This window comes from Flavobacterium enshiense (assembly GCF_040750275.1).
Lineage (GTDB): Bacteria > Bacteroidota > Bacteroidia > Flavobacteriales > Flavobacteriaceae > Flavobacterium > Flavobacterium enshiense_B.
In genome coordinates, this window is record NZ_JBDOCV010000005.1 from 296,290 (window position 1) to 313,262 (window position 16,973).

Genomic DNA, 16,973 nt, shown 5'->3' on the forward strand with positions numbered 1-16,973 from the left:
AATTTTAAAATGTTAAAAAAAGCTATCGGTTAGGATAGCTTTTATGGTTAAAAATTGAAATTGATTCCTAAAATAAGGTTTCTTCCGATATTGGGAATACCGTCATTTTTCAATCTTGAAAGGTGTGAAATATAGGTTTTGTCTAAAAGATTGTTAGCATTAAGGGTGAGGTCAAATTTGGCTTTTCCGATGTTGAGGTTACTCCCAAAGCCCAAGTTTACCAAAGTGTAATTCGAAGATTTGGTTTCAAAAGCACTGGTGTTGTTTTGGTTAAAGATGTAATCGACATTTACTAAGGCATACCCTTTTTTTAACCATTGTTTAAATTCGAATTCGGTGCGAAGCGTATTCGAAAATTTATTGGCTGGAATCAGTGGTAAATAGTCGCCATTGTCTTTTTTGCCGGTTACGTTTTCGAAACTGCTCACAAAATGCAACCAATCTAGCGGGTGCGGGTGAAAATGAACACCTACTTCACCGCCGTAAAGTGTTGCGTTATCCTGCACGTAATCAAAAACAGCATTGTCGTCAATGGTTGTGCCGTTTGGCGAAATGAAAATATAATTGTTCACATGATTGTAAAAGCCATTGATGAAAAACTCAAAATGGGCGTTACCGTATTCCAGATTTAAATCCGTTTGAAAATTCTGTTCGTTTTTCAAATTAGCATTTCCAATTTCGTAGCGGTTACTGCCTTCGTGCACGCCGTTGGAGGTCAATTCCGCTAAATTCGGCGCACGGAATCCTGAAGCCAGATTTAAACGAAGTGTCAAATTTTGATGCAGTTTCGTTTTGTATCCCAAAGAAGTGTTGAAGCTTTCAAATTTTTTTCGGATCGCTTGAAAATAACCCTCTTCGCCCAATATTCCATGCGTTTCCGTATCAATTTTTCGATGGTCGTAACGAATGCCGGCCTGAAGGGTGTGGTTGTTCCATTCGTAATTGGAAGTAATCAGTGCTCCAAAATCGTTTGTTGTGGCATCCGGTATCAGTAATTCTTCACCGTTATTGGTGTTGGTCTGATGAAGTCCCTGAATCCCGATAATAGTTTCTAGCTTTCCGGATTTCGGCAGGTAATATTTCAGATTGTAACTCGCTGTTTTCAGTTTCATGTGTAAAGCGATTTCGTCTGCAGCCTCCAATTCTTTTCGGTTGTTGTAAGTGTAGCCCAAATCGGCCTCAAGCTTCGAATTTTTGAAGAAATATTTTTGATGCCAGCTCAACATGTGGTTGTCGATATCCTGTTTCGGATACAGAGGCGTGCGGAAATTAGTGTTTTCAATAGTTTCTTCCGGTAAGCCGATGTTAAGGTGATTATAATTGTATCGGAATTCGGTCTGATACTGAATGGTAGTGTAACCGATGCCTATTTTATAATCTTTTTCGATAAAACGGGTATTCACGATGCGTTCGCCGTCTGGAATTTTATAATCGGCATGGGTGGAATAGCTTGCACGGGTTAAAAACTTCCAGTTTTCGGAAGATGTTTTAAGGCCGAAGGAAGAATTGCTGCCTTGTGTATTCGAAAAAAATTTCTGGTTGAAATTCCCTATAAAAGCGTTAGGCTTGGCAAATTTTTCAGGATTGAAATACAGTACACCACCCAAAGCATCCGAACCGTACAACAATGAAGCCGGTCCTTTGATTACTTCCACGCTTTCCACACCGGCGTCGCTCATGCCTAAACCGTGTTCTTCCCCAAATTGTTGATTTTCCATGCGGATTCCTTGCGAATATACCAAGACACGATTGCCGCTCAAACCACGAATTACAGGTTTTCCAATAGAAGTTCCTGTTGAAATTTGCGAAACCCCCGGGATTTTAGCCAGCCCTTCCACTAATGTGGTAGCTCCGTTTTGCTGTAAGGTTCTCACGGACTGATGCTCCACTTTCATTACGTTTTGCGATTGCAGTTTGTTGAATGCCGTAGAAATAATCAACTCATCCATATGGGTGGAAGTTTCTTCCAGAGTTATATTTAAAACAGTTTCCTGAGTTGAAAGAGTTGCGGTAATTGTTTTGTTGGCATAACCAATAAACGAAAAACTCACACTGAAATTTCCATTGGGAAGATTCTCAAAAGCGTAATTTCCTGCAGCATCTGAAATGGTTTCCTGGTGCAATTCCGGTAATGAAATCGTAACACTCTCAAGGGGCTTGTTGTGCGGATCGGTAATGGTACCAATAAGTTTGTTTTGCCCGAGAGCAATTATAGAAAACCCTAACAATAGCAGGGCGGTTAAATAAAGTTTCATGTTTTTTAAGTTTGATTTATTGTACAAAAAGTCGTGCCGATACTACCGGCAGTAAAAATTTATGCAATAAAACAAGGAGGTCCCCGGAGGCTGAAGAAACTACCGGAAAAAACAATTGGTTTTTCAGTATAGAAAAACGAAACACTTTTTGTAACGGTAGCTTGATGGAATGAAAAAGAAAAGAAGGCAACCGGCGTAAAATTACCCAGCGAAAATTCACAGGTGAAACAGTCGTCAAAATCGTGATGGCTGTGTGTAAATTCGGTTTGCGTAGGATCATATTGATGATCGCAATGTTTTTCAGTTAACTGCTTGACTAAATGCTCAAAGGAGTGTGCCGATTGGAACAATATTGCGAACAATATGCTAATCAGTAGTGAGAGGCTTATATTTTGCAGTTTTTTAGTCATTCTTTGGCAAAGATATAAAAAGAAAATAAGTGAAGTTGTTCTTTAAAAAAGAAGACAGGAAATGCAGTCTTTAAATTTAACTAGTGAGAAGTGTTTTTTAAAAGAAAAGTTTACTTTTGTAAAAAAAAACAAATCTAAAAAACATGAAAAAAGTACTACTATTGTTGTTGTCGGTTTCTTTATTTTCTTGCAGCAATGATGAAGATTCAGCACAACCAGCACCGTCTAACGAGATTGCTTATTTTAGAGCGTCATTAAACGGAGAAGCCTTAAATTATTCGCAAACTAGTTACACTGCATCATCCACTCATGAATACGGTTATTCAAATGGATTTTCTATGAATGGTTTTGACAGAGCGTTTTATTACGGATGTGTTATGAGACCTACAACCAGCATCGAATTTTATCCGCAAATTGATTTGACTTTTACAGGTTTAATTACTACAGCCGATTACAGTGCAGAAACAGCAGGTTTTTATGATGCATTTGCGCTTACTGCGTTACCAACGAATTTTGTAACCATGGCTCAGGAGAATGACGGGGTTAAAGGAGTTTATGTTCATTATGAATCGACAGACGGTACAAGATATTCGTCTCTTAGCGGAGATCAAACTGGTAGTACAGTTGCTTATACTTCTTCAACATCAGGAACAGAAGGAGGTTTAAAAACTCAAACCGTAACAGGTACGGTATCTTGTAAGTTGTATAACGAAAGTAATCCGTCAGATGTTATTGTGTTAACTAACGGTCAATACAAGTTAAATTATATTGAGTTTGACTAATCGTTAAAAAATAGAAGATATAAAAAAGAGAGCATATTAAGCTCTCTTTTTTATTTGGTTTATAAGGGAAATTACACCAGATTATTCGCTACTAAATATTCGGCAATCTGAACCGCGTTGGTGGCTGCGCCTTTTCTTAAATTGTCAGCTACAATCCACATATTTAAAGTGTTTGGCTGGCTTTCATCGCGACGGATTCTTCCAACAAATACATCGTTTTTGCCTTCTGCATACAAAGGCATCGGGTACGTGAAGGTGTCGATATTATCCTGAACCGTAATCCCTGATGTATTATGAAGAATGGAACGTACTTCGCTCACTTCAAAATCGTTTTCAAATTCCACATTAACGGCTTCACTATGGCCACCAACAACCGGAACTCGAACCGCTGTAGCTGTCACCGCGATGGTTTTGTCTTCCAGGATTTTTTGGGTTTCACGAACCAATTTCATCTCTTCTTTGGTGTAGCCGTTGTCCTCGAAAACATCACATTGTGGAATCGCATTGCGGTGAATTGGATATTTATAAGCCATCTCACCCTGAACACCTGCATATTCGTTTTCTAACTGGCGAACCGCTTTCACTCCAGTTCCTGTGATCGACTGGTAAGTGGAAACAATAATTCTTTTGATATCGTATTTTTTATGAAGTGGTGCCAAGGCCATCACCATTTGAATAGTGGAACAGTTTGGATTGGCAATAATTTTATCGTCTTTGGTTAAAACCGAAGCATTGATTTCCGGAACGACTAATTTTTTGGTCGGATCCATTCTCCATGCCGATGAGTTGTCAATTACGGTTGTACCGGCTTCGGCAAATTTCGGAGCCCATTCTTTAGAAGTGTCGCCGCCTGCTGAGAAAACAGCGATTTCAGGACGCATGTCGATAGCCGTTTGCATGCTTACCACCTTAAACTTCTTTCCTTTGAAATCGATTTCCTTGCCAACCGATTTTTCGGAAGCTACTGGAATTAATTCGGTTACTGGAAAATTTCTTTCGGTTAAAACCTGAAGCATTACTTCGCCTACCATTCCGGTGGCTCCTACAACGGCTACTTTCATTTTACTTAGTGTGTTTTATTAGAGTTATTTAGAGCTGCAAAATTAACACAAAACGTTTGTTAAAAAGTGCTAACAGTAAAAAATCACAAGAATTATTTTAAGATAAAAAAAACCGCCTCTTTAGACGGTTTAGGTTAGAATATGAGCGTAGCGGATTATTTTTTAAGTAAATCTCGGATTTGAGTTAATAATTCCTCTTGAGTTGGGCCGGCTGGTGCTGCAACAACTTCTTCTTTTTTCTTTGCTTTTTCTGCAGCTCTTAAGACTACAAAAATAAAGAATGAAATAATTACGAAATTAATAATAGCCTGAACCAAATTACCATAAGTGATTACTGCGGCTCCTGCTTCTTTTGCTTTTGCTAAAGTTTCATAGCTGTTGCCATCCAGTGTAATGAATTTTTGGGTAAAATCGATTCCTCCTGTAAGTAAACCTACGATAGGCATAATTACATCGTCTACTGCAGAACCGACAATCTTACCAAATGCCCCACCAATTACAACGGCAGTTGCTAAACTTAATACGTCGCCTTTCATTAAAGAGGCTTTAAAATCTCCAAAAAATCCCATAGAATATGATTTTAGTTAAAAATTCGTTTCACACTAAAGTAGTAAAATTTGGTTTACAATTTGAGTTTTTCAACAAAAAGTGATTTATTCCTTGTAAAAAACACGTTTTACCCGATGGGAAATGCTGGTTAAAATTTCATACGGAATCGTGCCGACCACTGTTGCCAATTCGGTCACACGCGGTACTTTTCCAAAAACGATTACCGTGTCGCCTTCTTCACATGGGATGTCGGTCACGTCGATCATTAACATATCCATACAGATGTTGCCCACGATTCTGGCTTTCTGATGATTCACCATCACATAACCCTTTTCATTGCCCCAGCTTCTCGGGATGCCATCGGCATAACCAATGGGAATAGTGGCAGTTCGTGTAGGTTTTGTAGCCATAAATTTTCGGCTGTAGCCCACGCTTTCGCCAACGGCAATCTCTTTTATCTGAAGGATAATGGTTTTTAAAGTACCTACGTTTTCCAGTTGCTGCATTTCTTCGGGGTCATTGCCAACACCGTATAAGCCAATTCCCAAACGTACCATGTCAAATTGATACTCAGCAAAATTGAAAATTCCCGAAGTGTTTAGTATGTGTCTTATCGGATTGATGTTTAATTCCGACATGATTTTTTGTGACATTGCATCAAAGGTGTGTATCTGATACATTGTAAAATCTTTATAATGCAAATCATCACTTGCGGAAAAATGAGAGAAGATACTTTTTACCGCTACCAAATTGTTGTTTTTTAGTACACCGAGGAGTTCTCCTAAGTCTTTTTCTTCAAACCCCAAACGATGCATACCAGTGTCGAGTTTTATGTGGATCGGATAGTTGTACAGATTCTTCTGTTGTGCTAAAGCGATGAACTTTTTCAAAACCGAAGCCGAATAAATTTCCGGTTCCAAGTTGTAGGCAATCATGGCGGCAAAGGCACTGTTTTCGGGATTCATTACGATAATCGGCACGGTGATTCCAGCGTTGCGGAGTGCAATTCCTTCATCGGCGAAAGCTACACCCAAATAATCAATTTTATGATGCGCCAATAATTTTGCGATTTCAAAACTGCCACTGCCATAACCGAAAGCTTTCACCATAACCATCATTTTGGTGGAGGATTTCAGTTTCGATTTGTAGAAATTCAGGTTATGACTGATCGCATTTAAATTGATTTCCAAAACCGTTTCATGGGTTTTCTCTTCCAGAAGCACTACAATTTCCTCAAATTGGAAACTCCGCGCTCCTTTAATCAGTATCGTTTCATATTCAAATTCATGGGCATTAAAATGCGTTACAAATTCCTGAGTTGTGGCAAACGAAATAAAATTTGGATAGTCTTTTAAATGGGTTGAAATGTTGTCGCCAATTCCGAAAACGCGTTCAATATGGTTGTTTTTTAAAAGTTTAGCGACTTTCGAGTACAGTTCTTCGGCCGAAAATCCGCTTTGGAAAATATCGGAAAGAATGACTGTTTTCTTTTTATGGGTTTTGTGCTGCTCCAGAAAATCCAGCGCGATTTTAAGCGACTGGTAATCGGAACTGTAACTGTCGTCGATAATGGTACAATGGTTGATGCCGTTTTTTACCTGCAAACGCATTTCCACCGGATATAAGTTGGCAAGGCGTTCCTGAATCGTTTTGGAGTCGTAACCGAAATACAACAGTACCATTAAGCAGGTGATGGTATTCTCTTCGGAGGCTTTATCGTGAAACGGAATGGTTATCGAAAAGGTTTCGTTTTTATGCCTGATCTCGAAAGTCGAAGCTGATTTTTTAACGATTAGCACCGCTGCGGAAGCATCGTCACAACTCCAGGTAAAGGCTTTGGTTTCCGGGTTTAGAAAGGCTTCAATCTTTTCGTTTTTCTGAAGGATGACTACCGGCGCTTTGTCAAAAAGTTTGAGTTTCTGCTTTATTTTTTCTTCTTCGGAAGCAAAGCCTTCATTGTGCGCCGAACCGATATTGGTCAAAACGCCCAAAGTTGGTTGGATGATCTTGCCGAGTTTTTCCATTTCGCCCACTAAGGAAATCCCAGCTTCAAAAATGCCTAAATTGTGTTTTTCATTGATTCCGATTACCGAAAGCGGGACTCCAACTTGCGAGTTGTAACTTTTTGGGCTTCGGATGATGTTGTATTCGGGGCTGAGTAAGAAATTCAACCATTCTTTTACGATGGTTTTGCCGTTGCTTCCGGTAATCCCGATAATAGGAAAATCGAATTGCTGACGGTAAAAAGCCGCGAATTCCTGTAAAGCTTCCAAGGTGTTTTTCACGACAAGGAAATTGGCTTTGTCAGTAAGTTTTTCCGGAATGTGGAGCACTACGAAATTCTGAACGCCTTTTTCAATTAATTCCGATAGGTATTGATGTCCGTCGTGATGGTGTCCAATCAGGGCAAAAAATAGCGTTCCGTTATTGTTTTGTAACGAACGGCTGTCGATGGAAACGTTGTCAATAAAGCACGATTCATCGTACCCGAACCATTTGGCGTGAATGACCGGGATGATATTTTGTATGGGTAAACTCAAAACTTATGCTGGGTTGTTTTTGGTTTTCGAATGGTTGTTTTCTTCTCTCTCCGCCTGTTCTTTCATGGCATTGAAGTAAGCGGCTCGGCTCAGCGGTTCGTATTCTTCGGTTTCCCCTAGTAATACCAAACTGTTGCTTTGCGCTTTTCGGAAGCTGTAATTGGCTAAGTTTCCGGTGCGGGTACATACGGCGTGTACTTTGGTAACGTATTCGGCGGTGGCCATAAGTGCGGGCATCGGTCCAAAAGGGTTGCCTTTAAAATCCATATCCAGTCCGGCCACAATCACACGGATGCCGGAATTGGCCAAATCGTTGCAAATGGAAACTATTTCATCATCAAAAAATTGCGCCTCATCAATCCCTACCACATCACAGCCTTGTGCCAAAATGCGGATGTTGGCCGCAGCAGGAACCGGAGTAGAGCGAATTTCGTTGGAATCGTGCGAAACTACCATCTCGTCGTGATAACGGGTATCGATGGCGGGCTTGAAAATTTCCACTTTTTGTTTGGCGAACTGTGCCCGTTTCAGCCTGCGGATCAGTTCTTCGGTCTTCCCCGAAAACATCGAGCCGCAGATCACTTCAATCCATCCAAATTGTTCTTTATGATTTACCGTATTTTCGAGAAACATTTTGTAATTTTCAGTGCAACAGAAGTTATTTCTGTTTAGATTTGTACTGAAACAAAAATAATAAAATCAACTTGCTTTACTCCATATAAATCCAAAAGTTATGAAGAAAAAATTAGAAGCCGAATTAATCAGTATTGCGCACCGAATTTTAAAGTTAAAAGGAAAGGAAGATGTGGTTTTACTGCATCAGGAAGCACAAAAATTGTATGAGAAATTATCGATTTTGCGTTTTTACGAAGAAAATTTCGAAGCTTTAAAGCCCACACTGACTCATGAGGAACTCGAGGATAAAATAGAAATTGCTTATGAGGAGAAGGCAGTAGTTGTGGAGGAACCAAAAGCTAAGGAAGAGGTGGCTGAGGAAATAGTTCAGGAAGAAGTAACGACTCCGGAATTAACTACCGAAGAATTGCCTGTGGAGGAAGAAAAAATCCTGGTAGGACAGGTGGAAATTGACGAAAGCGAACTTGATGAGGAGGAACCTGTTGTTGCGGTTGAAGAACCTCAAGAAGAAATTATCGAACCGCTTTTCGAACCGGTAGTTGCTCAAACAGAAGAAGAAGAAACTGTAGCCGAAAAGAAAAATGAACCACAGCAAATCTCGTTCGAAGATTTGTTAGGGGATTCCTATAAAGAACCGGAATTCGTAAAAGTAGACGATGTGCCAGCCGAAGTAGAAAAGGCAGCCGATATTGTTTTCGAAAAAGCCGAAGAACCTGTTGCTGAAGCATCCAATGCTGAAATAATCGCTGAAACACCGAAGGAAGAAAAACCTTTGGAAGCGATCAAGGCCGAAATTACGAAAGAGAAAGAAGATTACAAAGCGACGTCGTTAAATTTGAATGATAAATTCAGCAAAACCATAACGCTTGGTTTGAACGACAGAATCACGTTTGAAAAATACTTGTTTGATGGCAGCGGCGAAGATTTGAATCGTGTTATTTCCCAATTGAATACCTTTAATACAATGGACGAAGCCAAAAGCTTTATCGAAGATTTGGTAAAACCCGATTACAACAATTGGAAAGGAAAAGACGAATTTGCGGAGCGTTTTATGGAATTGGTCGAGAAAAAATTTGCCTAGATGGGAAAATTATATTTAGTACCAACACCCATCGGAAACTTGGAAGACATGACCTTTCGGGCGATAAAAGTCTTGAAGGAAGTCGATTTGATCCTAGCCGAAGACACGCGCAACAGTGGAAAATTACTCAAACATTTTGAGATTGCCACGCAAATGCACAGCCACCATATGCACAACGAACACAAAACCGTGGAAGGGATTGTCCGTCGTTTGCAGGCCGGTGAAAATATTGCGTTGATTTCCGATGCCGGAACACCTGCCATTTCTGATCCCGGTTTTTTATTGACCAGAGCTTGTGTGGAAAACGGCGTTGAAGTAGAATGTTTGCCGGGCGCTACGGCTTTTGTACCCGCACTTGTAAACAGCGGATTGCCCAATGATAAATTTGTATTCGAAGGTTTTCTTCCCGATAAAAAAGGCCGTCAAACCCGTTATTTGGCTTTAGCCGAAGAAACCCGTACGATGATTTTATACGTTTCTCCGCATAAGTTGGTAAAAACGTTAGCCGAGTTTATGCAGTATTTCGGTGCCGACCGACAAGTTTCCGTATCAAGGGAGTTGTCAAAATTACACGAGGAAACCGTACGCGGAACCGCCGAAGAAGTGCTGCAACATTTTGAAGCCAAACCACCCAAAGGTGAAATCGTGGTAATTGTAGCCGGAAAGCCCGCAAAATAATTTGAATTGACAATGGACACACATAAAATAACAGCAACCTGGCAAGGAAAAATGCAATTCGATTCCACCAATCCGAGTGGTGATGTCATGCAAATTGACGCCGGACCGGAGAACGGAGGCGAAGGAAAAGGCTTTCGTCCGAAAGCGTTAATGTTGTCTGCATTAGCAGGCTGTACTGGTTTGGATGTAGCATCCTTAATTGAGAAAATGAAGCTGGACGTAGCCGATTTCAGAATCGACACCGAAGGCCATCTGACAGAAGAACATCCGAAAACCTATCATACCGTTCAATTGGATTACCATTTCTACGGCAGTAATCTGGACGAGAAAAAACTCGAACGCGCCGTCAATCTTTCGGTAGAGAAATACTGTGGGGTGATGGAAATGTTTCGACAGTTTACCAAAATCGAAATCAAAATACAGTATCATCATCAATAAACTAAAAGCCAAAACAAAAAATTTTTTATCAACCAAAATCAAGAATATATGCGCTGGACATTAAAACCCGAACCGAATCCTGAAACTGTAGCAAGCTTAGCCGCAGAATTAAACATAGACACCCTAATTGCAAAATTACTTGTGCAACGCGGTATCACTACTTTCGACGAAGCCCGTCAGTTTTTCCGACCGAGTTTAGAAGATTTGCACGATCCGTATCTGATGAAAGATATGGACAAAGCGGTTGAACGTATTGAAAAAGCAATAGCTAACGGAGAAAATATATTAGTTTTCGGCGATTACGATGTTGATGGAACCACAGCAGTTTCCTTAATGTCGTCCTACCTGAAAAGTTTTTACCCGAATGTCGATACCTACATCCCGGACCGTTATAACGAAGGGTATGGTGTTTCCTATCAGGGAATTGACTACGCAGAAGACAATGGTATTACTTTAATCATCGCGCTCGATTGCGGGGTTAAATCCATCGATCATGTAGCGTATGCCAAAGCCAAAAATATCGATTTTATCATATGCGACCACCACCGTCCGGGCGATACGTTACCGGATGCAGTTGCGGTTTTAGATCCAAAAAGAGACGATTGCAGTTATCCGTATGATGAATTATGCGGTTGTGGTGTCGGCTTCAAATTGATTCAGGCTTTGGCCCAAAATCGAAATGAAACTATTGAAGATTTAATTCCGTATCTGGATTTAGTGGCAACGGCGATTGCTGCCGATATTGTTCCGATTACCGGAGAAAATCGTGTACTGGCAAAATTTGGTTTGGAAGTAATCAATACCAATCCGCGCCCGGGGATTAAGGCTTTAATTCAAAATCTGAAGCGACAAACGTTGACCATTACCGATGTAGTGTTTGTAATAGCGCCACGAATTAACGCGGCCGGACGTATCAAACACGGCAATTACGCCGTAGAGCTGTTGACGGAATTCGATTTGGAACAGGCATCAGCATTTGCGGCCCAAATTGAAACCTTCAATGCCGACCGACGTGCTTTCGACAAAGAAATTACCGAGCAGGCTTTACAGCAAATCCTTGAAAATAAAGAAGAAGAGCGTTATACCACGGTGGTGTATCAGGAGGACTGGCACAAAGGTGTCATCGGAATTGTGGCATCCCGTTTAACGGAAACCTATTATAGACCGACATTGGTGTTTACTAAAAGCGGTGATAAATTAGCAGCATCGGCACGTTCCGTGAAAAATTTTGATGTGTACAATGCCCTCGAAGCCTGTTCTGAACATTTGGAACAATTCGGAGGACATATGTATGCAGCCGGCATGACGTTGAAAGAAGAAAATTACGAAAAATTTAAAGATGCTTTCGAGCGCGTTGTGTCCGAAACCATCCATCCGGATATGTTAACGCCGGAAATTTCGATTGATGCTGAGGTGAAATTGTCTGATATCAATCCGAAGTTTTTCAGAATACTCAAGCAGTTTGAACCCTTCGGACCGCAAAACATGACCCCAATTTTCCTTACGGGAGATTTGACAGATACCGGTTATGCAAAAAAGATAGGTGCCGATGAAGAGCATCTGAAATTATATGTGAAACAATCCGATTCGGATAGTTTTAACGCCATTGGTTTTGGCTTGGGAATTAAAAAGGAACTGGTAGCAAATAAACAAAGTTTCGCAGCAGCCTTTTCTGTAGAGGAAAACGAATGGAACGGAACAGTTTCCCTGCAGTTGCGCATCAGAGATATTAAAAATGACTAAGAAAAAAGATCCATTTTCATCGCTTAGAATTAAAGAATTCCGGTGGTTTTTGGCCATGCGGTTGGCGATGGTTTTGGCTTGGTCGATGCAGTTCGTCCTGATTGAATGGGAGGTTTACAGCATCACCAAAGATCCGTGGTCGTTGGGTTTAATCGGTTTAATGGAAGTGATTCCGGCGATTTCCATGGCTCTGTTTGCCGGACATATCGTCGACCAAAGTGAAAAACGTGCTCTGCTTTTAAAATGCCTTACCGGATTAACATTGATAAGTACTTTGATGTGTTTGCTGGTGAAATCGGAAATAACATCTTTACTTTCTAAAGAATGGGTTTTGTACGGCATTTATGGTTTGGTTTTTTTGGGAGGAATCGTCCGTGCCTTCATTATTCCTTCGGTTTTCAGCTTGTTAGGCTTGATTGTGCCGAAGAAAGAATACGCCAACGCCGCCACTTGGAGCAGTTCCACTTGGCAGATTGCTGCGGTTTTCGGGCCGGCTTTGGCGGGTTTTGCCATTGGTTGGATTGGCGTTTTCTGGTCGATGATTTTTGTCGTAAGCTGTTTGGTATTCGGTTTATTGATTTTAACACAAATTGAATCCAAGCCGATCTTGAATCCTAAAATTGGGGAACCAATCACCAAAAGTTTAAAAGAAGGGATCTCTTTTGTCTTTCAGAATAAAACCATTTTGAACGCCATTTCCTTAGACATGTTTGCCGTGCTTTTTGGTGGAGCCGTAGCCTTGTTGCCGGTTTTTGCGCAGGATATTTTAAAAGTAGGGTCGGAAGGCTTTGGAATTTTACGGGCAGCTCCGGCGATTGGCGGTTTGATTACGATGTTAGTAGCGACTTCCATGCCGTTAAACCATAACGCGGGCAAAAAATTGTTGTTTGCAGTTTTTGGTTTCGGCATTTGTATTATAGTTTTCGGGTTATCGACCAACTTTTGGATTTCGGTAGTCGCTTTGTTTTTGAGTGGAGTGACCGATGGGATTTCCGTAGTGATTCGTCAAACCATTCTTCAGATTTATACACCGGATCATATGCGGGGCCGTGTGGCTTCGGTTAATTCCATTTTTGTAGGTTCCTCCAATGAGTTGGGAGCTTTTGAAAGCGGTTTAACTTCCAAATTGATGGGCGTTGTACCAGCCGTTGTATTCGGTGGTGTGATGACGTTGATTATAGCGGGTACTATGGCTGTAACTTCTCCGAAATTCCGAGATCTCAATATTGAAAAAGATTTGGAAACATAATCATTTAATTTAGAATCATTTTAAATAATTTGTATCTTTGATGAAAATCAAAGGTCATGCAGCAGTTACAAGAAGTTTACCACAACGATTTAGGCGTCGCATTCTTTTGGAAAAAAGACGGGAAAGTACTGGAGGAAAAAGTACAGTTGGTTTTCAAGGAAACGGGTTTATACCTGTCCACTAGCGATTTAATGAAATTCTCTAAAGAAGTAGACACAACTTGTGATAAAATCTGTTGTTCGGATTGTGAACTTAAAAATCGTTGCCAACGCTATTTGTTACGAACGCCTTTCGAAGGTTTAGAACTGGCCGTTTCCGCAGCGGAAGCGCTTCAGATTAAGGATCTGGTAGAAGGCACTTTATTTCAGATGCAATTAAATTCGTACTTGAACGACATCTGTAAAAACTAAAGACTTTTCAAAACATACGTAACAATGCCCCAGATGATCAGCTCGTTGTCTTCCGTCACTTTTATGGGTTCATAGTTGCTGTTTTCCGGTACCAAATAGATACAGTCTTTTTCAATCTGAATACGTTTTACGGTAAATTCTCCGTCGATAAAACATACGGCAATTTTGTTGTGCGTAGGTTCCAAACTTCGATCAATTACCAAAATATCACCATCGTTAATTCCGGCACCAATCATCGAATTTCCACTGGCTTTAGCATAAAACGTAGCGTCTTTATGTTTTACGACGATGTGATCCAGACTGATTTTCGTCCCGTCAAAATCCGCGGCTGGCGAAGGAAAACCGGCTTTGATCCCACTGCTCACAAAAGGTATTTCCGAAGGGGAGTTTTCCTCGGGCTGAAAAACGGTTATTTTGGTTTCGTCGTTTAACATTTTACGGTGATGATGTCTTTAATATCAGTAGTATAATTTTTGGAAAGAAAATTTTGGTTCATGATCCAGGTATGTTGCAAATCCTGATTGCCCAGTCGGATTTTACGTTGTCCGATTTTGGCATGATACAAGTCTATCGTTTCCATGAGTTTTTGATGTTTTGGATTTTCCTCTTCAAACAAATGAAACTGCTTTTGATTTTGCGGAATAATTTGCGTGACAATTACACCGGCTTTCATATAGACCTGATTCGGTTCGTAGAGTTTTTCCAGCATCTCTATCGCTAATTGACTGATGGTTAGATTGGAATTCGTAGCAAATGGTAGTGTTTCGGTTCGGCTGAAATAGGTTCTTCCCGTTGTTTTATGCGGATCTTTGGCTAAAAACACATTTACACTATAACAGCAGGAATTTTGTTTCCGCAATTTTTCGGCGCATACCGTGGCAAAAGTGGAAACGCGTTCCTTCAAATCGTCTAATCGTGTTAGTTTCGTTTTAAAACTTCGGGTGATGGCGATGCTTTTTTTGGTTTCCAAGATTTCTTCCAAATCCAAAACAGGAATTCCTTTCAGTTCACTGAGCATGCGTTTGCCTAAAACGCCCATAGTGGTTGTAATCCAGGCTTCGTTCTCAGGTTGGATAAAATCGTGAGCGGTATGGATTTTTCGGGCTTTCATTTTTTTGGATAACCGATACCCGATGCCCCAAACATCTTCAATTTTTGCCCATTTTAAGGCTTTGATTCGTTTTTCTTCGGTGTCAATTACGTGCGTACCTAAAGTTTTTTCAGGGAATTTTTTGGCAATCCGATTGGCGAGTTTTGCCAGTGTTTTGGTAGGCGCAATGCCGACGCAAACCGGAAGTCCTAACCATTTGAGAAGGCGTTTTCGAATGTCCAATCCGTACGTGTGATAGTTGTCTATCGGAACACCTTCAAAATCCAAAAAGGCTTCATCGATGCTGTAATCTTCCACGTTGGGCGTAAATTGTTTTAGGATGTTCATCACGCGTCCGCTGAGGTCGCCATACAAGGTGTAATTGGAAGAAAAAACGAGAATGTCATGCTTTTTCAATTGCTCCCGAACCTGAAATTCCGGTGCACCCATGGGGATGCCTAATGCTTTTGCTTCTTCACTGCGCGAAATGATGCAACCATCATTGTTAGACAAAACCACAATCGGTTTGCCCACAAACTGCGGTTGAAAGACACGCTCACAGGAAGCATAAAAATTATTGCAATCGACTAAAGCATACATGACGTAAAGGTACGGAGAAAATGAAAAAAGGCTGCTCAAATTTATGAACAGCCTTTTCTATGATAATTTGTTTTTCTTTTAGAATAAATCCATCAGACAAGATGGGAAAAGACCAATTGCAATGTTCAAGCCCATCGCTACAACCGCTACGATATAAAATTCGAACGGAACTTTAGTGGCTTCTTCCGTCGCTTCTTTAGTGTACATGGCGCTAATCACCTTGAAGTAGTAGTATACTGCTAACATCGAATTGATTACCCCGGCAATCACTAAAATTAACCAACCGGCTTGTAATACTTGGTTTAACAAGAAGAATTTTGCGAAGAATCCGGAGAAAATCGGAATACCGGCCATCGATAGTAACGAAGCGGTAAGGATAGCGGCCATTAAAGGGCTTCTTTTTCCTAAACCGTTAAAGTTTTCGATATTTTCGTTGTCTTTTCCTTTACAAACGTATAAGATTACGGTAAACGCTGCGATACCGGCTAAACCGTAAGCTGCCGTGTAGTAGAATAAACTTCCGGTGGCGTTTTGTAAATTCAATAAGGCCATCAACATGAAACCGGCGTGGGAAATACCCGAAAATGCTAGCATTCTTTTGATGTTGTTCTGACGTAAGGCCATAATGTTACCCACGGTCATCGAAGCAATCGCCACAATTACAATCACCAATTCGTATTCGAATTTCATGTTTCCGTTCATCGCCATGTTCAATTTGAAGAAGGTTGCCATAGCGGTCACTTTGGCTAACGTACTCATCGTTGCAGTAGTCAAAGCCGGTGCTCCTTCGTATACGTCCGGTGCCCAGAAATGGAACGGAACGGTGGCAATTTTGAACAACATCCCCACCGTAATCATGGAAACCCCGATATAGAACCAGTCAACCGTAGTAGCCGAATTAGAGGCTTCGTAAATCATGTCCATATCGAACGATCCTACGGCACCATAAATCAAGGCGATTCCGAAAAGGATGATTCCGGAAGCAAACGATCCCATCAGGAAGTATTTCATACCCGATTCGTTGCTTCTGATATTTAAACGGTCACTTCCTGCTAAAATATATAAGGCAATAGACAAGACTTCAATTCCTAAAAAGAACATCGCCAAGTTTCCAAACGATACCATAGAAACCGCTCCTGCTAACAAGAACAATTTGATGGAAACGAAATCGGATATTTTAGAAGCACGGTCCTGATAGAAATTCGAGCTCAAAGTGACTAGAAAAATGGTCAAAACAATAAACAAACTTGAAAAAGTTACTGTAAAATTGTTCACTTTAATCATGTTGTTAAAGTGGCTTTCGTTTACGCCGAACTCGTTTACCGTTAGACCTAAAGTTGCAATCAAACCTGCAATCGTTACAGGAATAATGGCTTTTCTTAAGTTGAAAATTTCAGCTAGAAGGACAATAACGCCTAAAGCTGCAATTGCTATTAAAGTATTCATTCTGT

General features: G+C 40.7%; 15 protein-coding genes. 7 read left to right on the forward strand and 8 right to left on the reverse strand.

Annotated features, from left to right (window positions below; translation table 11 throughout):
• Nucleotides 1-47: 47 nt before the first annotated feature.
• Nucleotides 48-2,255 (reverse strand): TonB-dependent receptor, encoded by a 2,208-nt coding sequence (locus tag ABGT15_RS10525; RefSeq protein WP_367231382.1) that lies wholly within the window; start codon nucleotides 2,253-2,255, stop codon nucleotides 48-50.
• Nucleotides 2,256-2,808: 553 nt separating this feature from the next.
• Here ABGT15_RS10525 and ABGT15_RS10530 point away from each other — a divergent pair.
• On the forward strand, nucleotides 2,809-3,447 hold the full coding sequence (locus ABGT15_RS10530) for a hypothetical protein (RefSeq protein ID WP_367231383.1): 639 nt from the start codon (nucleotides 2,809-2,811) through the stop codon (nucleotides 3,445-3,447).
• A 71-nt stretch (nucleotides 3,448-3,518) separates the two neighbouring features.
• On the opposite strand, the gene ABGT15_RS10535 is transcribed toward ABGT15_RS10530, so the two are convergent.
• From ABGT15_RS10535 to ABGT15_RS10550, 4 genes are all read right to left on the reverse strand, one after another.
• The gene (locus ABGT15_RS10535; protein ID WP_367231384.1) at nucleotides 3,519-4,508 is read right to left on the reverse strand and encodes an aspartate-semialdehyde dehydrogenase; all 990 of its coding nucleotides are present in this window, start codon (nucleotides 4,506-4,508) and stop codon (nucleotides 3,519-3,521) included.
• A 155-nt stretch (nucleotides 4,509-4,663) separates the two neighbouring features.
• A complete protein-coding gene (gene mscL, locus ABGT15_RS10540; protein WP_367231385.1) occupies nucleotides 4,664-5,077 on the reverse strand; it encodes a large conductance mechanosensitive channel protein MscL in 414 nt (137 codons plus the stop codon).
• Nucleotides 5,078-5,161: 84 nt separating this feature from the next.
• Nucleotides 5,162-7,597 carry a bifunctional UDP-N-acetylmuramoyl-tripeptide:D-alanyl-D-alanine ligase/alanine racemase gene (locus ABGT15_RS10545; protein ID WP_367231386.1) on the reverse strand — a complete coding sequence of 812 codons (2,436 nt, stop codon included), beginning with the start codon at nucleotides 7,595-7,597 and terminating at the stop codon, nucleotides 5,162-5,164.
• A gap of 3 nt (nucleotides 7,598-7,600) precedes the next feature.
• The gene (locus ABGT15_RS10550; protein WP_367231387.1) at nucleotides 7,601-8,230 is read right to left on the reverse strand and encodes a thymidine kinase; all 630 of its coding nucleotides are present in this window, start codon (nucleotides 8,228-8,230) and stop codon (nucleotides 7,601-7,603) included.
• 100 nt (nucleotides 8,231-8,330) lie between these two features.
• On the opposite strand from ABGT15_RS10550, the gene ABGT15_RS10555 reads away from it, so the two are divergent.
• From ABGT15_RS10555 to ABGT15_RS10580, 6 genes are read left to right on the forward strand one after another with little or no spacing between them, the layout of a single operon-like run.
• Nucleotides 8,331-9,314, forward strand: a complete 984-nt coding sequence (locus ABGT15_RS10555; RefSeq protein WP_367231388.1) for a hypothetical protein — start codon at nucleotides 8,331-8,333, stop codon at nucleotides 9,312-9,314.
• Nucleotides 9,315-9,992 carry a 16S rRNA (cytidine(1402)-2'-O)-methyltransferase gene (gene rsmI / locus ABGT15_RS10560; RefSeq protein ID WP_367231389.1) on the forward strand — a complete coding sequence of 226 codons (678 nt, stop codon included), beginning with the start codon at nucleotides 9,315-9,317 and terminating at the stop codon, nucleotides 9,990-9,992.
• 12 nt (nucleotides 9,993-10,004) lie between these two features.
• On the forward strand, nucleotides 10,005-10,430 hold the full coding sequence (locus ABGT15_RS10565; RefSeq protein ID WP_367231390.1) for an OsmC family protein: 426 nt from the start codon (nucleotides 10,005-10,007) through the stop codon (nucleotides 10,428-10,430).
• 48 nt (nucleotides 10,431-10,478) lie between these two features.
• Nucleotides 10,479-12,173: a single-stranded-DNA-specific exonuclease RecJ gene (recJ, locus tag ABGT15_RS10570; RefSeq protein ID WP_367231391.1), complete on the forward strand. Its 1,695-nt coding sequence runs from the start codon at nucleotides 10,479-10,481 to the stop codon at nucleotides 12,171-12,173.
• Nucleotides 12,166-13,422 (forward strand): MFS transporter, encoded by a 1,257-nt coding sequence (locus ABGT15_RS10575; protein WP_367231392.1) that lies wholly within the window; start codon nucleotides 12,166-12,168, stop codon nucleotides 13,420-13,422. The genes recJ and ABGT15_RS10575 overlap by 8 nt, the downstream gene beginning before the upstream one ends.
• Before the next feature lie 56 nt (nucleotides 13,423-13,478).
• Nucleotides 13,479-13,832, forward strand: a complete 354-nt coding sequence (locus tag ABGT15_RS10580; protein WP_367231393.1) for a hypothetical protein — start codon at nucleotides 13,479-13,481, stop codon at nucleotides 13,830-13,832.
• Here ABGT15_RS10580 and ABGT15_RS10585 read toward each other — a convergent pair.
• The 3 genes from ABGT15_RS10585 to ABGT15_RS10595 form a co-directional block, all read right to left on the reverse strand.
• Complete coding sequence (locus ABGT15_RS10585) at nucleotides 13,829-14,266, reverse strand: LexA family protein (protein ID WP_367231394.1); 438 nt, start codon at nucleotides 14,264-14,266, stop codon at nucleotides 13,829-13,831. The genes ABGT15_RS10580 and ABGT15_RS10585 overlap by 4 nt on opposite strands.
• Complete coding sequence (locus ABGT15_RS10590) at nucleotides 14,260-15,522, reverse strand: Y-family DNA polymerase (protein ID WP_367231395.1); 1,263 nt, start codon at nucleotides 15,520-15,522, stop codon at nucleotides 14,260-14,262. Before ABGT15_RS10590 ends, ABGT15_RS10585 begins: the two co-directional genes overlap by 7 nt.
• Before the next feature lie 78 nt (nucleotides 15,523-15,600).
• Nucleotides 15,601-16,968 carry an NADH-quinone oxidoreductase subunit N gene (locus ABGT15_RS10595; protein ID WP_367231396.1) on the reverse strand — a complete coding sequence of 456 codons (1,368 nt, stop codon included), beginning with the start codon at nucleotides 16,966-16,968 and terminating at the stop codon, nucleotides 15,601-15,603.
• Nucleotides 16,969-16,973 lie beyond the last annotated feature (5 nt).

Bases quoted from the DNA above. Each gene is read 5' to 3' on its own strand.
- ABGT15_RS10575 (WP_367231392.1), top strand. From the start codon at position 12,166: ATGACTAAGAAAAAAGATCCATTTTCATCGCTTAGAATTAAAGAATTC.
- ABGT15_RS10565 (WP_367231390.1), top strand. From the start codon at position 10,005: ATGGACACACATAAAATAACAGCAACCTGGCAAGGAAAAATGCAATTC.
- ABGT15_RS10585 (WP_367231394.1), bottom strand. From the start codon at position 14,266: ATGTTAAACGACGAAACCAAAATAACCGTTTTTCAGCCCGAGGAAAAC.
- rsmI (WP_367231389.1), top strand. From the start codon at position 9,315: ATGGGAAAATTATATTTAGTACCAACACCCATCGGAAACTTGGAAGAC.
- ABGT15_RS10595 (WP_367231396.1), bottom strand. From the start codon at position 16,968: ATGAATACTTTAATAGCAATTGCAGCTTTAGGCGTTATTGTCCTTCTA.
- ABGT15_RS10535 (WP_367231384.1), bottom strand. From the start codon at position 4,508: ATGAAAGTAGCCGTTGTAGGAGCCACCGGAATGGTAGGCGAAGTAATG.
- ABGT15_RS10555 (WP_367231388.1), top strand. From the start codon at position 8,331: ATGAAGAAAAAATTAGAAGCCGAATTAATCAGTATTGCGCACCGAATT.
- ABGT15_RS10530 (WP_367231383.1), top strand. From the start codon at position 2,809: ATGAAAAAAGTACTACTATTGTTGTTGTCGGTTTCTTTATTTTCTTGC.
- mscL (WP_367231385.1), bottom strand. From the start codon at position 5,077: ATGGGATTTTTTGGAGATTTTAAAGCCTCTTTAATGAAAGGCGACGTA.
- ABGT15_RS10580 (WP_367231393.1), top strand. From the start codon at position 13,479: ATGCAGCAGTTACAAGAAGTTTACCACAACGATTTAGGCGTCGCATTC.
- ABGT15_RS10550 (WP_367231387.1), bottom strand. From the start codon at position 8,230: ATGTTTCTCGAAAATACGGTAAATCATAAAGAACAATTTGGATGGATT.
- ABGT15_RS10590 (WP_367231395.1), bottom strand. From the start codon at position 15,522: ATGTATGCTTTAGTCGATTGCAATAATTTTTATGCTTCCTGTGAGCGT.
- recJ (WP_367231391.1), top strand. From the start codon at position 10,479: ATGCGCTGGACATTAAAACCCGAACCGAATCCTGAAACTGTAGCAAGC.
- ABGT15_RS10525 (WP_367231382.1), bottom strand. From the start codon at position 2,255: ATGAAACTTTATTTAACCGCCCTGCTATTGTTAGGGTTTTCTATAATT.